Origin of the sequence: Saccharothrix obliqua, assembly GCF_019375475.1 — a bacterium.
Lineage (GTDB): Bacteria > Actinomycetota > Actinomycetes > Mycobacteriales > Pseudonocardiaceae > Actinosynnema > Actinosynnema obliqua.
Window position 1 is genome coordinate 44,286 of the sequence record NZ_JAHXGQ010000011.1, and the last position, 17,429, is coordinate 61,714.

General features: G+C 73.7%; 19 protein-coding genes. 6 read left to right on the forward strand and 13 right to left on the reverse strand.

What is annotated here, in order from left to right; all coding sequences use genetic code 11:
- Positions 1 to 262: 262 nt before the first annotated feature.
- A complete protein-coding gene (locus KZQ38_RS28855; RefSeq protein WP_219446341.1) occupies positions 263 to 781 on the reverse strand; it encodes a lytic polysaccharide monooxygenase auxiliary activity family 9 protein in 519 nt (172 codons plus the stop codon).
- 348 nt (positions 782 to 1,129) lie between these two features.
- On the opposite strand from KZQ38_RS28855, the gene KZQ38_RS28860 reads away from it, so the two are divergent.
- On the forward strand, positions 1,130 to 2,167 hold the full coding sequence (locus KZQ38_RS28860; RefSeq protein ID WP_219446342.1) for an amidohydrolase family protein: 1,038 nt from the start codon (positions 1,130 to 1,132) through the stop codon (positions 2,165 to 2,167).
- A gap of 28 nt (positions 2,168 to 2,195) precedes the next feature.
- Here the strand turns inward: KZQ38_RS28860 and KZQ38_RS28865 are convergent, their stop codons facing one another.
- Positions 2,196 to 2,771 (reverse strand): TetR/AcrR family transcriptional regulator, encoded by a 576-nt coding sequence (locus KZQ38_RS28865; protein ID WP_219446343.1) that lies wholly within the window; start codon positions 2,769 to 2,771, stop codon positions 2,196 to 2,198.
- A gap of 70 nt (positions 2,772 to 2,841) precedes the next feature.
- Between KZQ38_RS28865 and KZQ38_RS28870 the strand changes: the two genes are divergently transcribed.
- Positions 2,842 to 3,744: an NADP-dependent oxidoreductase gene (locus KZQ38_RS28870; RefSeq protein WP_219446345.1), complete on the forward strand. Its 903-nt coding sequence runs from the start codon at positions 2,842 to 2,844 to the stop codon at positions 3,742 to 3,744.
- A gap of 46 nt (positions 3,745 to 3,790) precedes the next feature.
- Here KZQ38_RS28870 and KZQ38_RS28875 read toward each other — a convergent pair whose 3' ends face one another.
- Both KZQ38_RS28875 and KZQ38_RS28880 read right to left on the reverse strand, forming a co-directional pair.
- Positions 3,791 to 4,681, reverse strand: coding sequence for a DUF4231 domain-containing protein (locus KZQ38_RS28875; protein WP_219446347.1), 891 nt, complete (start codon positions 4,679 to 4,681; stop codon positions 3,791 to 3,793).
- A complete protein-coding gene (locus KZQ38_RS28880; RefSeq protein ID WP_219446349.1) occupies positions 4,678 to 5,298 on the reverse strand; it encodes a hypothetical protein in 621 nt (206 codons plus the stop codon). Before KZQ38_RS28880 ends, KZQ38_RS28875 begins: the two co-directional genes overlap by 4 nt.
- Positions 5,299 to 5,352: 54 nt before the next feature.
- Here KZQ38_RS28880 and KZQ38_RS28885 point away from each other — a divergent pair, with 54 nt between their 5' ends.
- Positions 5,353 to 6,390, forward strand: a complete 1,038-nt coding sequence (locus tag KZQ38_RS28885; protein ID WP_219446350.1) for an AI-2E family transporter — start codon at positions 5,353 to 5,355, stop codon at positions 6,388 to 6,390.
- A 42-nt stretch (positions 6,391 to 6,432) separates the two neighbouring features.
- Here the strand turns inward: KZQ38_RS28885 and KZQ38_RS28890 are convergent, their stop codons facing one another.
- A complete protein-coding gene (locus tag KZQ38_RS28890) occupies positions 6,433 to 7,860 on the reverse strand; it encodes an aldehyde dehydrogenase family protein (RefSeq protein ID WP_219446352.1) in 1,428 nt (475 codons plus the stop codon).
- Complete coding sequence (gabT, locus tag KZQ38_RS28895) at positions 7,857 to 9,137, reverse strand: 4-aminobutyrate--2-oxoglutarate transaminase (RefSeq protein WP_219446354.1); 1,281 nt, start codon at positions 9,135 to 9,137, stop codon at positions 7,857 to 7,859. Before gabT ends, KZQ38_RS28890 begins: the two co-directional genes overlap by 4 nt.
- 81 nt (positions 9,138 to 9,218) lie before the next feature.
- Here gabT and KZQ38_RS28900 point away from each other — a divergent pair, with 81 nt between their 5' ends.
- The 3 genes from KZQ38_RS28900 to KZQ38_RS28910 all read left to right on the forward strand — a co-directional run bounded on the left by KZQ38_RS28900 (position 9,219) and on the right by KZQ38_RS28910 (position 12,555).
- The gene (locus KZQ38_RS28900; RefSeq protein WP_219446676.1) at positions 9,219 to 10,496 is read left to right on the forward strand and encodes a PucR family transcriptional regulator; all 1,278 of its coding nucleotides are present in this window, start codon (positions 9,219 to 9,221) and stop codon (positions 10,494 to 10,496) included.
- A 62-nt stretch (positions 10,497 to 10,558) separates the two neighbouring features.
- Positions 10,559 to 11,017, forward strand: a complete 459-nt coding sequence (locus KZQ38_RS28905; RefSeq protein ID WP_257902498.1) for a hypothetical protein — start codon at positions 10,559 to 10,561, stop codon at positions 11,015 to 11,017.
- Positions 11,018 to 11,205: 188 nt separating this feature from the next.
- Entirely contained in the window at positions 11,206 to 12,555 is a 1,350-nt protein-coding gene (locus KZQ38_RS28910) for a serine/threonine-protein kinase (RefSeq protein WP_219446358.1), read from the forward strand.
- A gap of 6 nt (positions 12,556 to 12,561) precedes the next feature.
- On the opposite strand, the gene KZQ38_RS28915 is transcribed toward KZQ38_RS28910, so the two are convergent.
- The 7 genes from KZQ38_RS28915 to KZQ38_RS28945 all read right to left on the reverse strand — a co-directional run bounded on the left by KZQ38_RS28915 (position 12,562) and on the right by KZQ38_RS28945 (position 17,397).
- The gene (locus tag KZQ38_RS28915; protein ID WP_219446360.1) at positions 12,562 to 13,518 is read right to left on the reverse strand and encodes a TIGR03557 family F420-dependent LLM class oxidoreductase; all 957 of its coding nucleotides are present in this window, start codon (positions 13,516 to 13,518) and stop codon (positions 12,562 to 12,564) included.
- Positions 13,497 to 14,183 (reverse strand): HAD family hydrolase, encoded by a 687-nt coding sequence (locus KZQ38_RS28920; protein WP_219446362.1) that lies wholly within the window; start codon positions 14,181 to 14,183, stop codon positions 13,497 to 13,499. The genes KZQ38_RS28915 and KZQ38_RS28920 overlap by 22 nt, the downstream gene beginning before the upstream one ends.
- Positions 14,184 to 14,227: 44 nt before the next feature.
- Entirely contained in the window at positions 14,228 to 14,947 is a 720-nt protein-coding gene (locus tag KZQ38_RS28925) for an alpha/beta fold hydrolase (protein ID WP_308258644.1), read from the reverse strand.
- 257 nt (positions 14,948 to 15,204) lie between these two features.
- A complete protein-coding gene (locus KZQ38_RS28930; RefSeq protein WP_308258645.1) occupies positions 15,205 to 15,696 on the reverse strand; it encodes a GNAT family N-acetyltransferase in 492 nt (163 codons plus the stop codon).
- 10 nt (positions 15,697 to 15,706) lie between these two features.
- On the reverse strand, positions 15,707 to 16,069 hold the full coding sequence (locus KZQ38_RS28935; RefSeq protein WP_219446365.1) for a hypothetical protein: 363 nt from the start codon (positions 16,067 to 16,069) through the stop codon (positions 15,707 to 15,709).
- A 9-nt stretch (positions 16,070 to 16,078) separates the two neighbouring features.
- Complete coding sequence (locus tag KZQ38_RS28940; RefSeq protein WP_219446367.1) at positions 16,079 to 16,483, reverse strand: STAS domain-containing protein; 405 nt, start codon at positions 16,481 to 16,483, stop codon at positions 16,079 to 16,081.
- Between the two features lie 11 nt (positions 16,484 to 16,494).
- The gene (locus tag KZQ38_RS28945) at positions 16,495 to 17,397 is read right to left on the reverse strand and encodes a Ppx/GppA phosphatase family protein (protein WP_219446369.1); all 903 of its coding nucleotides are present in this window, start codon (positions 17,395 to 17,397) and stop codon (positions 16,495 to 16,497) included.
- Positions 17,398 to 17,429 lie beyond the last annotated feature (32 nt).

A 17,429-nucleotide genomic window follows, 5' to 3' on the forward strand; every position in this document is an offset into this window, starting at 1 on the left:
GCCGAGCTGGACTGGGCTCGGGGTCACGGGGGCCGGGTGGCTGCCTGGGATTCGCCCGGGCCACCTGGAAGACGGTCCTAGCGGACAGCCACCTCACGACGAGTCCTGTAGCTATACAACTTCGGACCACCTCCTTCCTCGTGTACCGCGAACGCTATGCGTTCGGCGGCGGGCCCCGCAACGGCATTTCTTGATCCGCCGGGCAGGGGGCGGGGGCGTGCCCACAGGTTCGGCACGCCCCCGCCGGTACTGCTTGCGACTGTCAGCCGACGTTGACGTCGATGCACGCGTAGAACGCGTTCGAGGTGTCGCCGATGTTCCAGATGGCGAGCACCTTCTGCTGGCCCGTGACGCCACCGAGGTTGACCGTGTGCGACACGGTCGCGCCCGGCGCCTGGTTCTTGCCGTCCACGAACCCGACCCGCTTGTTGCCCACGTAGTATTCGTAGTTGGCGGTGCGGTGCCGGGCGGTGAACACCCAGTTGAACGTCACGGACTGGCCGACGTTGGTGACCTTCCAGCCCTTGCTGTCGTTGTTCAGCTCGGCGAACCCGGCGTTGCCGCCGTGACAGCTGCGCAGGCCCTTGGGGCCTTCGACGCTCTGCGGTTCGTACTTGATCGACCCGCAGGGGACCGTGCCCTTGGCGCACTGGGCCTGCCTGCTGGGCGGCGACGACACGTAACCGTGGGCGAACGCCGGAGCGGTCGGCAGGGCGACCATCACGAGCGGCGCGGCAATCGCGCCGGCCGCGATCGTGGCGATTCGTCGGCGGAGTGTCATGTCAACTCCTTTCGGGTGGGCGGGACTTCGCTGGGCGACCCGTCCCCGAAGCAGTCGAGACCGCTTTGGGCGGACATTTCACCCAACGCGGCGGCAGGTCTAGACCATACTCTGTGTGATTGCAACGTGACAACTTTTCCGGGTGGCTCGTCCGGCGCGCGCCGTTCGGGTCGGTCGGGGATGTCGACGTTCGCGCTGGTCGTCGGTGGTGCCGCCGAGCGGGTGAACGGGCGTCACCGGTGGCGCCGCCGAAACCGGCTGCTAGCGCTGTTACCGAACCTGTGTTTCCATTGGAAGTATCACCGGTACCGTTCCAGGGGTTCCACTGGAAACGTCAGGAGAAGCGCCATGGCCGACCGCTTGCGGATCATCGGGGTGGAAGAGACCGTCGTGGTGCCGGCCGTCTACGAGGCGTACCAGCGGGCGGGGTCGCCGCGGATACCCGCCCGCGGCTTCGGCGACCACCCCGTCGCCAGGAACCTGCACGAGGTCGGCGAGCGGCGGCTGGCCCACATGGACGACCAGGGCATCGACGTCGCCGTGCTCTCCCTGTCGTCGCCGGGTGTGCAGGACCTGCCCGAGGCCGACGCGGTCGCGGTGGCCCGCGAGGCCAACGACCAGCTCGCCGGGATCGTCGCCTCCCGGCCCGACCGCTTCCAGGCGTTCGCCGCGATTCCCACCGGGACGCCGGCCGCGGCTGCGGCCGAGCTGGAGCGCGCCGTGTGCGAGCTGAACTTCCCCGGCGCCATGCTGTACGGGCGCACCGGGGGCAAGCTCGCCGACCACCCGGACAACGACGAGCTGTACGCGATGGCCGAGCGGCTGGCCGTGCCGCTGCACTTCCACCCGCAGACACCGGTCCGGTCCGTCATCGACGCCTACTACGCCGACCTCCCCGAGCCCATGGGCCCCGTGCTGGCCGGAGCCGGGCTCGGCTGGTACTACGACCTCGGTGTCCAGTACCTGCGCATGGTCTTCTCGGGGGTCTTCGACCGGTTCCCCGACCTCCAGGTGATCGCCGGGCACTGGGGCGAGGTCGTGTTGTTCCACCTCGACCACATCGGCTTCTTCGGCGAAGCGGGCCGCCTGCGCCGGCCCCTGGCCGACTACTTCACGCAGAACTTCTGGGTCGCCGGCAGCGGCACCAACAGCCCCCGCTACCTGCGCTGGACCGCCGAGGTGATGGGCACCGACCGGATGCTGTACTCCACCGACTACCCCTTCACCTACGGCTTCCGCCCCGGCGGTTTCCCCTACGTCGACACCAGTGACGGCGAAGCCCGCTCCTTCCTGGAGAACTCGCCCTTCACCGACGAGCAGAAGGCCGACATCGGCCACCGCAACTGGGAACGCCTCACCGCCCGCGCCCGGCGCCCGACCGCCTGAACCCCGAGGCCGGGGTGCGCGGCGGCGGTTACCGCCGCACGGCCGCCCAGGCGGCCTCGACCATCCGGAACACCTCGTCCACCGCGGCGTCCGGGTCGGCCGCCGCGCGGGCCAGGGAGTGGGTGTCGACCACGAACCGCGCGATCGCCTGGCACGCCGTGTCGGTCGCCGGCCGGTCGGCGTCGGCGGCGATGGCCGCTGCCAGCGACCGCGCGTGACGCAGCCTCATCGCCTGCTCGTACTCCTGGAGATCGGGCGACCCGTCGACCATCCGCCAGATCGGGGCGGCGTCGTCCGCCGCGCAGTGCCGCACCATGGCCAGCATCTCGCGGCGCAGTGCGGGGATGAGCGGTTCGTCCGGCGCTCGTTCGGCGACCGCCCGCGTGAGGCGTCGCTCGAAGTCCTCGTCGTGCTCGAACACCAGCGCCTCTTTGGCGGCGAAGTGGGCGAAGAGCGTGGTGACGGCCACGTCGGCCTCGGCGGCCACGTCGCGGATGCCCACCGCGTCGTACCCGCGGTCGAGGAAAAGGCGCCGGGCGGCATCGGCGATCTTCTGGCGGGTCGCGGCCTTCTTGCGCTCACGGCGTCCGGTGGGCACGGTCACCATCCCATGCTACCAGGTGCGAAAACGTATCAGCTCCAAAACACTAACCGTTAGTGCTACGGTCGGCGGCATGAAGAAAGTGAGCTTCGCCGAGTTCGGCGGTCCGGACGTCCTGCGACTCGTGGAGGCCGAGGAGCCCCACGCCGGTCCCGGGCAGGTGCGCATCGCCGTGCGGGCGGCGGGCGTGAACCCCGTCGACTGGCGCATCCGGGAGGGGCAGGTCCTGAAGGCACACCCGATCGCGTTGCCCGCGGGGGTCGGGTTGGACGCCGCCGGGGTGGTGGACGAGGTGGGTGCGGGCGTCGTCGGGGTCGAGGTCGGCGACCGCGTGTTCGGTGAGGGGACGAGCACCTACGCCGAGTTCGCCGTGCTGTCGGCCTGGGCCCGGATGCCACCGGGGCTGGCGTTCGAGGAGGCGGCCGGTTACCCGTCCGTGGTGGAGACCGCGTTGCGCGTCATCGCCGAGGTCGGCGTGCGACCCGGGCAGACGCTCCTGGTCAGCGGCGCGGCCGGGGGAGTCGGGTCGGCGGTCGTGCAGATCGCCCGCGACCGCGGCATCGCGGTGATCGGCACGGCCGGCGCGGCGAACCAGGACTACCTGCGGGGCCTGGGCGCCCTCGCCACGACCTACGGCGACGGCTGGGTCGAGCGGGTGCGGCGGCTGGGCCACGTCGACGCGGCCCTGGACCTGGCGGGCTCGGGCGTGCTCCGCGAACTGGTCGAGCTGACCGGCGACCCGGCGAAGGTGGTCTCCATCGCCGACCTCGACGCGCCCGCCCTGGGCGTCCGGTTCTCCGGCACGGCCGGCAGCGTGCCGGCGGCCCTCGCCGAAGCCGTCCGCCTCATCGCACGGGGGAAGCTGCACATCCCGGTCGAGAAGTCGTACCCGCTCGCCGACGCCGCGGCGGCGCACATCGACAGCCAGGCCGGCCACACGCGGGGACGCCGGGTCCTGGTCGTCGCAACGGCGTAGTGCGAGGAGGTGGAGCAGCGCGGGCCGCTCCACCTCCCCGACCGGATCAGCCGGACGACACGTGCGTCCGCGAAGCCCGCCACATGGTGTGCTCGCGGCTCACCACGCCCTCCGCGTCGGCGACCTCCGCCGCCCACGCCGCCTCGTCCGCGACCAGCCCCAGGCGGGCGCGGACGATGCCCAGTTCGTTGGCCGCGAACGTGTACGCGCGGGCCAGGGTGGAGAGTTGGCGCAGGCTCATCCACGCCGTGCCGGCGGCGATCACCGCCGCCACCACGCCCGCCAGGTCCAGCGGCACCGCGCCGACGGCCTTGCCCAGCGCCGCGCCGATGCCCAGCACCTCGATCGTCAGCAACGACGTCCGCCACAGGTCGGCACGGCGCTCGTTGCGCTCGGCCCGCGCCGAGTACCAGTCCTGCTGGTCCTCGATCCGCCCCCGCAGGTAGGCGTCCTTGCGCGTGGCCAGGTCCGACGCCCGCAGCGCACGCATCGCGTCGGTCACCACGGGCCGCCGCGACGGTGTGATCGCCGTTGTCGGCGCGTCCCGCAGCAACTCGCGCAACTGCTTGATGAACTGCCGCTCCACGTCCTCCGGCGCCCGGTCGTCCAACGCGAACGGCTTGCCGCCGACGCTGAACTTCCACGCGAGGCTCTTGGTCGACTCCGCCAGCGCCCGCCCGTCGTACCAGCGCTCCTCCGGACGCGAGGACTTGAGGCTCAGCTCGGTCACGCTCACCGCGGCCAGCGCGATCGCCGTGCCGATCGCGGCCACGTCGACCCGCCCGACCGTCACCGTCACCACGCCGGTCGCGGCGGCCACCACCGCGAGCACCAACCGCAGCCGGACCGTCCGCACGTACCGCCGCTGCCCGCTCATCGAAGCGGCGTCGGCCGCCTCGAACAGACCCGGCAGGTCCTGGTCGCGTAACCCGCTCATGCCACCTCTTCCCCGTGCAGCACCCGGAACACCTCGTCCGCCAAACCCGCCAGCCCCACCACCACCGTCAGCGGCGACGCGAGGACGCGTGCCGCCCTGGGCCCGGCGCCCGTCGCGATCAGGTCCGCCGTGCGCCCCGTGTCGCGCACGACCAGTAACGGCCGCCCATGCGCCAAACCCGCCTCCACATCGTCGAAAGCGATCCGACCTCCGTTCACCAGCACCGTGACCGACGGCCGCCCGTCCGCCACGTCGCGTGCCAGGTCCGCGATCCACGGCGACTCGTCGCCCCACTGATCACCCGGCACCAACGCGATCACCGTGTGGTTCGGCTCGAACACCGCCGGCACGCCGTCGGCCACCACGCCCACCAACGGGAACGACGCGCCGAACGCGGCCCGCGCCCGCCCGATGGCCCGCATGACGCCGTTGTCCGTGCCGCCGGACACCACGACCGCGTCACATGCGTCCAACACGGCCGTCAACGGGCGCAATGCCGCGGTGAAGCGCGCTACTTCGGCGTCACCCATCCCGTCGGCGCCACCGACGAGGACCAGCACCGGACGCCCGGACGGCAGGCCGGGCACGGGTGTTCCACCGGGCGACGTCAGGCGCATGATCGGCGACGCTACCGGCAGGCCGCGCCGCTGTCCCGGCCTTACGCTCCGGAGATGGACCTGCCCAGGGGACTGGTGGTGTTGCTCGGCACGGCCGCCGCGGTGATCTCGGGCGCCGGGGTGAAGGCCGTGGCGTGGCTCATCGGTCCGGTCTTCCTGGCCCTCACCCTGGTGATCGCGGTGGTCCCGGTGCACGGCTGGCTGCGTCGCCGGGGCGTGCCGAAGTGGGTGGCGGCGACCGTGCTCGCGGCGGGCGTCTACGCGATCCTGCTGTTCCTGGTCGTGGTGCTGGTCGTGTCGGTCGCGCAGCTCGCCACCGAACTGCCCCGGTACGCCGCCCGCGCCCGTGCCCTGGCCGACGCGGCGGTCAGCGGGCTGGCGGAGTACGGCGTCGGCGCGGAGGAACTGGGCCGGGTCGCGACCGGCCTGGACCTCGGCAAGGTCGCGGGTGTGCTGGGCGCGGTGCTCAGCGGCGTCGGCGGGCTGGCGTCCAACATCGTCTTCCTGCTGTGCCTGCTGGTGTTCCTGAGCGTCGACGCGGGCAGCGCGGACGCGCGGCTGGCCGTGATCGCCGCCGACCGCCCCGAGGTCGCCACCGCGCTGCGCCGGTTCGCCAAGGGCACCCGCGACTACCTCGTGGTGTCCACCGTGTTCGGCCTCGTCGTGGCCGTCCTGGACGGCGTGGCGCTGGCGATCATGGGCATCCCGCTGCCGGTGCTGTGGGCGTTGCTCGCGTTCATCACCAACTACATCCCGAACGTGGGCTTCGTGATGGGCCTGCTGCCACCCGCCCTGCTCGGCCTGCTGGAGGGCGGCTGGCAGCTCGCGGTGTGGGTGGTCGTGGTCTACAGCGTGCTGAACTTCGTCGTGCAGACGCTCATCCAGCCGCGCTTCATGGGCAACTCGGTGGGCCTGTCGACGACCGTCACGTTCCTGGCGCTGCTGTTCTGGGCGTGGCTGATCGGGCCGCTGGGCGCGATCCTCGCCATCCCGCTCACCCTGCTGGTCAAGCTGCTGCTCGTGGACGTCGACCCGCGGGCGCGCTGGGCGGACGCCCTGCTGACCGCCCGCGTCCGCCCGCCGGGTGGCTGACGCGTCCCGCGCCGAACCGGCACGGGACGCGTCAGCTCGTCCCTACAGGTCCAGCCCGGTGAGCACGAGGACGTGCTCGGCGGTCAGGTCGTCCATGGCCGAGCGCACGCCCTCGCGGCCGGTGCCCGACTCCTTCACCCCGCCGTACGGCATCTGGTCCGCGCGGAAGCTCGGGACGTCGCCCACGATCACGCCGCCGACCGCCAGCCGCTTGGACGCCTTGAACGCCAGGCGCACGTCGTTGGTGAACAGGCCCGCCTGGAGACCGAAGCGCGACTCGTTGACGCGCTCGAACGCCTCCTCCACGGAGTCCACCGGCGCCAGCACGACGACGGGCCCGAAGACCTCCTCGTCCACCACCTTGCAGTCGACCGGCACGTTCGCCAGCACGGTCGGCGCGTAGGACGCGCCGTCACGCACGCCGCCGGTGAGCAGCTCCGCGCCCGCCGCGACGGCCTCGTCCACCCACGCCTCCACGCGCCGCGCGGCGGCCTCGTTGATCAGCGGGCCGACGTCGGTCGCCGGGTCGGTGGGCGCGCCCGTGCCGAGCTTGCGCACGTGCGCCACGACCGCGTCCGCCACCTGGTCGTACACGTCGCGGTGCACGTACACGCGCTGCACGGAGATGCACGACTGCCCGCCCTGGTACATGGCGAACGTCGCGATGCGCTGCGCCGCCCAGTCCAGGTCCGTCCAGTCCGGGCACACCACGGCCGCCGCGTTGCCGCCCAGCTCCAGCACGACGTGCTTGCGCGGCACGCGGTCCAGGATGCCGTAGCCGACCGGGCCGGAACCGGTGAACGACACCACCGGCAGGCGCGGGTCGGCGACCAGCTCGCCCGCGACCTCGTTGGGCACCGGGATCACCGACCACGAGCCGGCGGGCAGGTCGGTCTCCGCCAGGATCTCGCCCAGCAGCAACGCCACCAGGGGCGTGGCGGGCGCGGGCTTGAGCACGATCGGCGCGCCGATCGCGATGGCGGGCGCGACCTTGTGCGCCACCAGGTTCAGCGGGAAGTTGAACGGGGCGATGCCGAGCACCACGCCCTTCGGCGCGCGGCGCACCAGGGCGAGCCTGCCGTTCGCGGCCGGGTCGGTGTCCAGGCGCTGCAACTCGCCGGAGAACCGCCGCGCCTCCTCGGCGGCCCAGCGGAACGTGGACACCGCGCGTGCCACCTCGGCCCGCGCCCACTTCAGCGGCTTGCCCGCCTCGGCGGTGATCAGCGCCGCGACCTCCTCGGAGCGCTCGGCGAGCCGCCGCGACACGTGGTCCAGCGCCGCCGCGCGGGCGTGCGCGGGCAGCGACGCGAACTCCTCGGCCACCGCGTGCGCGGCGGCCACGGCGCGTTCCACGTCCTCCGGCGTGGCGTTCGACGTGACGCCCGCCAGCGCGCCGTCGTACGGGCTGCGCACCTCCACCGCGTCCTCGCTCGACGCGGCCTGTCCCGCTACCCAGTACGGGGTGTTCATCGTCCTACTCCTTCGACAATCGCGTGTTCCAGCACGGCAAGTCCCTCCGCCAGCAACTCCTCCGGGATCACCAGGGGCGGCAGCAGGCGGATGACGTTGCCGTGGGTCCCGCAGGTCAGCACCACCACGCCGGCCGCGTGGCAGGACGCCGCGACGCGGCGCGCGACCTCGGGGGTCTGCTCGGCGAACTCGACCGCCAGCATCGCGCCCCGCCCACGCACGTCGCCACGCCCGCCGAGCGCGGCGCGCAGGCGCGGCAGCGCGGTGGCGCCGATGCGGCGGGCGGCGGCGTTCAGGTCCAGTTCCGCCATGGTGTCGATCGCGCCCAGCGCGGCGGCGCACGCCACGGGGTTGCCCCCGTAGGTGCCGCCGAGCCCGCCCGGGTGGACCGCGTCCATCAGCTCCGCGCGCCCGGTGACGGCGGCCAGCGGCAACCCGCCCGCGATGCCCTTCGCCGTGGTCACCAGGTCCGGCACGACCCGCTCGTGCTCGCACGCGAACCACGCGCCGGTCCGGCAGAACCCGGTCTGGATCTCGTCGGCCACGAACAACGCGCCGCGGTCGCGGCACCACGCGGCGAGCGCGGCCAGGAAACCCGGCGCGGGCTCGATGAAACCGCCCTCGCCCTGGATGGGCTCGATCAACACGCACGCGGGCGGCCCGACCTGCTTCTCCACCAGGTCCAGCACCCGCGCCGCCGCGTCCGGCCCGGACAGGCCGTCGCGGTACGGGTAGGACATCGGCACCCGGTACACCTCGGGTGCGAACGGACCGAACCCCTGCTTGTACGGGGTGGTCTTGGCGGTCAACGCCAACGTCAGGTTGGTGCGGCCGTGGTAGGCGTGGTCGAACACGACGACCGGCGCGCGCCCGGTCACCAGACGGGCGATCTTCACCGCGTTCTCCACGGCCTCCGAGCCCGAGTTGAACAACGCCGACCGCTTCGCGTGCGTGCCCGGCGTCAGGGCGTTGAGGCGTTCGCACACCTCCACGTAGCCCTCGTAGGGCGTGACCATGAAGCACGTGTGGCTGAACCGGTCGATCTGCCCGTGCACGGCTTCCGCCACGCGGGGCGCGGGGTTGCCCACGCCCGTCACCGCGATGCCGGAGGCGAGGTCGATCAGCCGGTTGCCGTCCACGTCCACCAGCAGCCCGTCCTCGGCGTGGTCGATGTAGACCGGCAGCGTCGACGCCACCCCCGCCGACACGGCGTCCGCCCGGCGCGCGGCGAGTCGCAGCGACCGGGGGCCGGGTATCGGGGTGAGCAGTCGGGGCACGGGTCCAGCATCCGTCCTCGGAGCCGAACGGACTAGTGCCGGAAATGGCTAACGTGACCATTCACACTGTACAAAGTGTCCATGCCGATGACGCTGGCCGGCCTCGCACGCGAGGTCGGGCTGCCCGTGCACGTGGCGACCGGCCTGGACCGGCCCGTCGCCTGGGTGCACAGCACCGAGCTGGCGGACCCGACGCCGTTCCTGGAGGGCGGCGAGCTGCTGCTCACCACCGGCATCGCGCTCGGCCCGCACCGCGCCTACGTGCGCCGGCTGGTCGACGCGGGTGCGGTGGGCCTCGGTTTCGGCACCGGGCTCAGCCACGCCCGGGTGCCCGCCGAGCTGGTGGCCGCCGCCCGCGCCGAGGGCCTGCCGCTGGTGGAGGTGCCACGCGAGGTCCCGTTCATCGCGATCACCAAGGCCGTGTCGCGCGCCGTCGCCGCCGACGAGTACGCGGCGCTCACCCGCGCCGGCGAGGCGCAGCGCGCGCTCACCCGCGCCGCCCTCGCGTCCACCGCCGACGTGGTGCGCCGGCTGGCCGCGTTGATCGGCGGATCGGCGGCGTTGCTCGACCCGGACGGCGTGACCGTGCACGCCACCGGCGACCTGCCGGACCTGCGCCCCGAGGCCGCGCGGCTCGGTCCCGGACCGGCGGGCTCGGCGTGGCAGGTCGGCGGCGCGCACCTCGCGATGCAGTCCGTCGGCCGCCTCGGGCACCTCGCCGTCGCCACCCCCGGCCCGCTGGACAACGTCGACCGGGGCATCGTCAACACCGCCGCGGCGCTGCTCACGCTCGCCCTGGCGCGGTCCGGCGCGGAGGACGCGGTGCGCCGCGAGCTGCGCACCGCCCGGTTCCGCCTGCTGCTCGCGGGCGTGCCCGTCGAGGACGTGCCGGACGGGCCGTTCCGGGTGTTCCTGCTGCCGCCCGACACCGAGGACCCGCCCGAGTTCTGGGCCGAGCACGACGGGCACGTGGTCGTGCTCGCCCGCGAGATCGACCGGCCCGCGCACGCGTCCACCGAGGTCGACGCGGGCAGCGTGGCACGCGGCTACCGGGAGGCGTCACGCGCGTTGGAGGAGAACGTGCCGGACTTCGCCGACGTGCCCGGCTCCGGCCTGCTCGCACCGGACGTGGCGGTGCACGCGGCGGCGTTGCTCGCACCGCTGGACGAGCCGCTGCGGGACACGCTGCGGGTGTGGCTCGCCTGCCACGGCCAGTGGGACCCGGCGGCGGCCCGGTTGGGCGTGCACCGGCACACCGTGCGCAACCGCGTCCGGCGGGCGGAGGAGCTGCTCGGCCGCTCGCTGGACGCGCCGGGGGTGCGGGCCGAACTCTGGTTCGCGCTGCACGTGGCCGGTTAACCTGGACTCGGCGCCGCCGCGTCCCGGGAACCTGGAGGAATCCCTTGGCACGCTTACGCTTCTTGGCCCACGCAGCCGCGGTCGCGACGATCGCGGCGGGCCTGTTGACCGCGGTGCTCACCGGCACCGCCAGCGCGTGCAGCTGCTTCCCCAACGACAACGAGGGCTGGCGGTACGCGAGAGCCGACCACGTGTTCGTCGCGAAGGTGCTCAGCGAACGCGTCGAAGGCAGCCAGTACGTCTACCGCGCGCAGGTCGGCACCGAGTACAAGGGCGATGTGCCGCACCGCGTCGAGATCGCGACGCACGTCCAGGGTTCGGCGTGCGGCGTGCGGCTCACCACGGGCACCGAGTACCTGGTGTTCGGCCACGGCGACAGCTCGGACCGCCGCGTGGAGACCGCCATGTGCAGCGGCACGCGCCTGGCGTCCGGTGGCCCGCCCACCACCACCCCGACCGGTTCGACCACGATCACCACCACGCCCACCACCACCTGCGCCACGTCGCCCGCGGCGGCCTGACGGGGTCCGGCACGGCGGGGTCCGGCCCCGCCGTGCCGTCCGGCGTTGCGCGAACCCGAACCACCCCGCGGTTTGTGACGGCAGTGCTACGGGTAGGTGGACGGGAACCGAAGAACCGGGTGGTCCGCTCCGTGACGCGCCGGTAGGTTCCGGCGCACGGATGGCTCGGTCGGCGCAGCGGAGGCCGGATGTGGGACGGGGACCTGACCGGTGAAGTGGTCGACGGGCGGTACGCGTTAGGCAACCTGTACGGGTCCGGTGGCATGGCCGAGGTCTACCGGGCGTTCGACACCAAGCTGGACCGCAAGGTCGCGATCAAGCTCTTCGTGGGTCCCGCGTCCCACGAGGACCGCATCCGCCTGCACCGCGAGGCGCAGGTGCTGGCCGAGCTGCACTGCCCCGGCGTGGTGACCGTCTACGACACGGGCTCGTACCGGGGACGCCCCTTCTACGTGATGCAGCCCGTGGAGGGCGGGACCCTGCGCCGCCGGATGCGTGAACCGCTCCTGCCGGAGGTCGTGGCGGGTATCGGGGCGCAGGTCGCCGACATCCTCGCCCACGTGCACCGGCACGGTGTCGTGCACCGGGACGTGAAACCGTCGAACATCCTGCTCGAACCCGACGAGCGCCGCGTCTACCTGGCCGATTTCGGGCTGGCGCTCCAGGCTCAGGTGACCAGGGTGACGCGGACCGGCGTCCTGGTCGGCACCGCCGGCTACCTCGCGCCGGAGCAGGTGCGTGGCGCGGAGGTCGGACCGCCCGCCGACGTGTACGCCCTGGGCCTGGTGCTGCTGGAGTGCCTGACCGGGCGACCCGAGTACCCCGGCGGCGACACCGAGGCGGCGTTGGCGCGCCTGTACCGCGAACCACGCGTGCCACCGCACCTGCCCGCCGGCTGGGGCGAAGTGCTGGCCGCGATGACGACCACCCTGCCGTCCAAGCGCCCCACCGCCGCCGAGTGCGCGGCCCTGCTCGCGCCCCTCGGGCCGGCCGACCTCGACGCTCCGCCGATCACCGCACCGCCGGCGGCACCCGTTGTCGCGCCGTCGGACGACGACACGCCCGATGTCGCGGACAACGCGCCGGGCATCCCGCCCCCGCCCTGCCCCACGCCCTCCCGGGCGCGGGCCGTGCTGGTGCTCGGGTGCGCCGCGGCGGTGCTCGGGGTGATCGCGGTGCTGGCGGCGGTCAACCTGACCGAGTCCCCGCCGGACCTGGAGCAGCGGCCCGCCGCGACACCCACCCCGCGGACCGTGGTGGTGACGCAGTCGCCGTCCACCGTGACCGTGGTGCGTGAACCCGAGCGGCAAACCACCGCCCCGCCGCCCCGGCCGGTCCCGGTCGAGGTCGGTGGCGGCACCGACGCCGTCACCACCACCGGCGACACCGGGGAGACGACCGAGCCGCGACCCACCCGCGCGTCGCCCGAGCACGGGCCGGAGCACCCGAACCGCGGTCAGGGCCACGGCAAACCCACCCGGTCCACCGCCGCGGACGTCCTCGACCTGCCCCAGCTCGACCCGCCGGGCCGGGGCTGAGCGGCCTCACCGCAGTGCGGGCAGCAGCTCCTTCTCCGCGAAGTCCAGGAAGCCGTCCTGGTGGTCGCCGCCGACCTGCACCAGCGCGAGGTCCGTGAACCCGGCGTCGGCGAACCGCCGCACCGCCGCCGCGATCGGCTCGACGTCCGGTCCGCACGGGATCGACTCGGCCACGTCCTCCTTGCGCACGAACCCGGTGGCGGCGGCGAAACCGGTCGGGCCGGGCAGCTCCGCGTTGACCTTCCAGCCACCCGCGAACCACCGGAACTGCTCGTGGGCGCGGGCCGCGGCGCGGTCGCGGTCCGCGTCCCAGCACACCGGCAGCTGCCCCACCTTGCGGGACTCGCGGCCCTGGAACACGTCCCACTCGCGGGCCAGCTCGCCGTTCGGCTCGACCGCCACCATGGCGTCGGCCAGCGGCGCGAACGCGCGCACCGACTGGCCGCCGGACACCGCCACCGCGATCGGCACGCGCTTGTCCGGCAGGTCCCACAGCTTCGCCGAGTCGACCCGGAAGTGGTCGCCCACGTAGTTCACGTAACCGCCGTCGAACAGCCGGGAGATGATCTCCAGGGCCTCCCGCAGCAACTCGTGCCGGACGTTCACCGGCGGCCAGCCGCGGCCGACGACGTGCTCGTTGAGGTTCTCGCCCGCGCCCAGCCCGAGCGTGAACCGGCCGCCGCTGAGCAGCTGCACGGTCGCCGCCTTCTGCGCGACCACCGCCGGGTGGTAACGCATCGTCGGGCACGTCACGTACGTCATCAGCTCGACCCGCTCGGTGACCTGGCTGACCGCGCCCAGCACGCTCCACGCGTACGGCGCGTGGCCCTGCTCCGCCAGCCACGGCGAGTAGTGGTCGCTGATCACCTCGAAGTCGAAACCGGCCCGCTCGGCCCGCGCGGAGTGCTCCACCAGCGCCCTCGGCCCGGCCTGCTCGGTCATCAGCGTGTACCCGATCCGCATGCGCCCTCCCTCGCGGCCTGTGCCATCGGCAGGTCGGTCAGCTCCGCCCGCAACAGGTCCAGCTCGTCGTAGACCGCCGAGGCGCCGCGCTCCCGCAGCTCCGCCTCGCCGTAGCCCCCGGTGCGCAACGCCACCACCGGCAGGCCCGCGCGGGCCGCCGCGTCGCAGTCCCACACCGAGTCGCCGACCACGCACGCGCGCCCCTCCGAGCCGACCCGCCGCAACGCCGTCTCCACGAGGTCCGGTGCGGGCTTGGACTGCTCCACGTCGTCCGACGACGTCGACTCCACGTCGGGCGCGTCCACCAGCTCCAGGTAGCGGTCCACGTGCCTGCGCTTGCCGGACGAGGCGAGCACGACCGCGAAGTCCAGCTCCAGGGCCGTGGTCACCAGCCGGTGCGCGCCCGCCAGGGGCCGCACCTCGTCCAGCATGGGCTCGAACTCCTCCTCCCACGCGGCACGCAGGTCGTCGCCGCGGGACTCCTCGACGTGGTCGCCGGCGACGGCGGCGACCAGCTTGTCTCCGCCCATGCCGATGGCCCGGTGGATGCGCCACACGGGCACGGTGACGTCGAACCGCCGGAACGCGCGGAACCACGCCACCGCGTGGTGGTAGTTGGTGTCGACCAGCGTGCCGTCCACGTCCAGGACCAGGGTGCCGCTCATGTGCTGGTGGTTAACCCGACCGGAGCAGCCGCAAACCGGTGGCCTCAGCCGAGGAAGCCCTCCACCAGCCGGGCCCACGCGGCGGGCGCCTCCAGCGCGGGCGCGTGGCCGCTGTCCAGTTCCGCCCACCACGCGCCCGGGATGGCGTCGGCCAGCGCGCGCGTCGTGGCGGGCGAGATGAGCCGGTCGTGCTTGGTGCCGATCACCAGCGTCGGCACGGCCAGCCGCGGCAGCTCGGCGGTCAGGTCGATCCGCTGCACGAGGTCCACCTGCTCGTCCGTGCCGACCGGCACGGTCGCCGCGATGATCTCCAGGAACCCGTCGACCTGGTCCGGCGTCATCGCGCGCTGGAACGGCTCGCCCACCACCACCGAGAGGACGAAGCGCGCCAGCTCCTCCCGGTCGCCGACCAGCAACCGCCGCCACCGCTCGGTGCGCGCGCGGGTCTCGTCGTCGATGCGCGCGAACCCGGCGGTGAGCACCAGCTTGGTGACCCGGTCGGGGTAGCGCACCGCGGCCCGCACCGCGACCGCGCACCCCATCGAGTAACCGAGGACCGCGAACGGCCCGTCGTCCGCCGCGGCCACCAACTGGTCGGCGAGGTCGTCCAGCGCCAGCGGCCCGGCGGACCGCGGCGTCGTGCCGGAACCGGGGAAGTCCACCGCGCGCACGGCGTACCTGCGCGACAGGGCGGGGATGATCGGGTTGAAGTTGGCGCGCGCGTTGCCGCCCGCGCCGTGGGCCAACAGGAGTGCTGAGGTCACAGCTCCCGATTGTGCCGGGCGAACGCCACCACCTCCCGCGCGCGGACTGCGGCATCCCGCTCGCGGCCCCCGCCACGCCCCGAGTTGCCGCGCCTGACTTGCCGCGCCTGACTTGCCGCGCCTGACTTGCCGCGCCCCGACTTGTCGCGCCCCGGCCGCGGTGCCCGCGCGCCGGTTCCGCGGCTCCCGCCGCCGGGTGCCGCGCGTCGGTCGCGGCATCTCCGCTCAGGGGTTCCCGCGGCACCCCGCCGCCGGCCTCACGACCCCTGGCGCACGCGGACCATGCACACCCGTCGCGCCGGGTCGAGGCCGCGGGCCGCCTCCTCCGCGACGATCGCCGCCAACGCCGGCGACGGCTCGTCGACATCGGTGAACCCCAGCCGCCGGTAGTAGGGCGCGTTCCACGGGATGTCCCGGAACGTGGTGAGGGTCAGCCCGGCCAACCCGCGCTCCCGGGCCCAGGACTCCACGTGGTCCAGCAACGCCGCCCCGATACCGCGCCGCGCGTGGTCCGGGTGGACGCTGACCTGCTCCACGTGGGCGAAACCGGCGACCGGCTCGGCCGCGATCCACGCGACGGGCCCGGGGTCGGCGGCGACCCACACGTGCAGCCCCCGCATGACGTCGACCGACATCGGGTCGTCGTCGGCGATCTCCGGCATCCCGTGCTCGTGGAACGGCTCGCCGGAGGCGACCTCGATGGCCTGGAGGAGCGGGTACTCGTCGGGTCGTGCTGGTCGGATCTCCACCCGCGCATGATCAGCCGGCGGTGAAGGCGTTCTCAACCCCGTTCGCGAGCGCGTCGAGGAGCCGTGTGGCGAACGCCTCGTCCGGGTGATCGAGTTCGGCCGCGGTGCGGTCGGCGCCGAGCAGGGAGAGCCGGAGCACGACGGTCGCGCCGCCGTCGTCGGCGAGCGGCGTCCAGTTGAGGGTCAGGTGGTCCACGTCGCCGGTCACCCGGACCTGGGTGAGCCGGCCCCCGTGCCGCAGGATCAGGACGTCGTCGTTGACGCCGACCAGTTCCAGCGGTGCGGGCAGCCACGTCGCGAGGCGTTCCGGTTCGAGGGCCGTCGCGAACACGAGATCGGGCAGGGCCGGGATGTCACGTCGCACGGTGGTCACCCGGTCCGGTTACCCGTCCCGGTCACGGCCATGCCTGGGACCAGCGGCTTCCCCGCGGACCCGCTGGTCGGGTATCGCCCGGCCGGCCGCCGCGGCGGCCACGTCCGGGAAGTGCGGGAACAGCCGGTCCAGGTCCATCTTGCCGAACACCCGCCGCACGTGCGGCGGCACGGCGGCCAGCCGCAGCCAGCCGCCCGCGCGTTGCGCCCGCGCCCTGGTGCGGACCAGCGCGCTCATCGCCTGCGCGCCGCAGAACGCCACCCCGGACATGTCCAGCACGATCCGGTCGCGGCCCTCGGTGACGAGGCGGTCCAGCTTGTCGAGGACCCGGCGCGCGCCCGCGAGGTCCAGCTCCCCGGTCGCCACGACCACCGCGCACCCCGTCCGGTGGGCCTCGACCGACAACGCCAGCATCCCTGGTCCCTTCACGCCACCTGACACGTCATGTCGCCCGCCTTGGTCAGGGCGAGCAGCAGCCCCTCCCTGGTGGACCACGGGCAGATGTCCACCTCTTCGTGGCCGACCGCGGTCATCAACGCCTCCGCCACGAGCGCGCCCGCCGCGCACTGACCGGCCCGGTGCCGGGAGATGCCCGGCAGCTGCGCCCGCTTGCGCTCGGGCATCGCGGCCAGCCGGGGCACCCACAGCCGAAGGTCGGACAGGTGCAGCGTGCGGCGCACGCACGGGCCGTCACGCTGGGGTCTCGCGCCGGCGAGCCGCGCCAACTGCTGGAACACCTTGGAGCAGCCCACGGCGCGGTGGTCGCGCACGTCGCCCACGGCGGCGACCACCGCGGACCGCACCACCTCCGGGTCGACCGGGCGACGGGTCAGGGAACGCGCGCCGTAGGGGAGCGACACCACGACGTCGGGTTCGGGTCCGGAGCCGGCGGCGACCTCCACGGTCCCGCCGCCGATGTCGAGGACCAGCAGGGGACCGGGGTCGGGGCCGTGCCAGTGGCGGGCCGCGTCGTAGGCGAACCGGGCCTCGTCCTCGCCGGCCAGCACCCGCAACCGCAACCCGGCGCGGTCCTCCACCTCGGCGAACACCTCGGGTGCGTTGGGCGCGTCGCGCAGCACGGACGTGGCCCACGGCAGCACCGCGCGCACGTCCTCCCGCTCGGCGACCAGGCGTGCCTGCCGCACCGCGGCCACCACCTGCTCGACGCCCTCTCGCGTCAGCGCCCCGTCCGGGTCGAGGCAGCGGTCCAGCCGCAGCCGGGTCTTGTGGGACACCACGGGGTGCGCGGGCGTGTCCCGCACGACGACGAGGTGCGCGCTGAAGCAGCCGACGTCGAGCACGCCGACCTGATCTGGTCCTCCGGACATCCGTTACCGCCAACCGCCACCGAACGAGATAC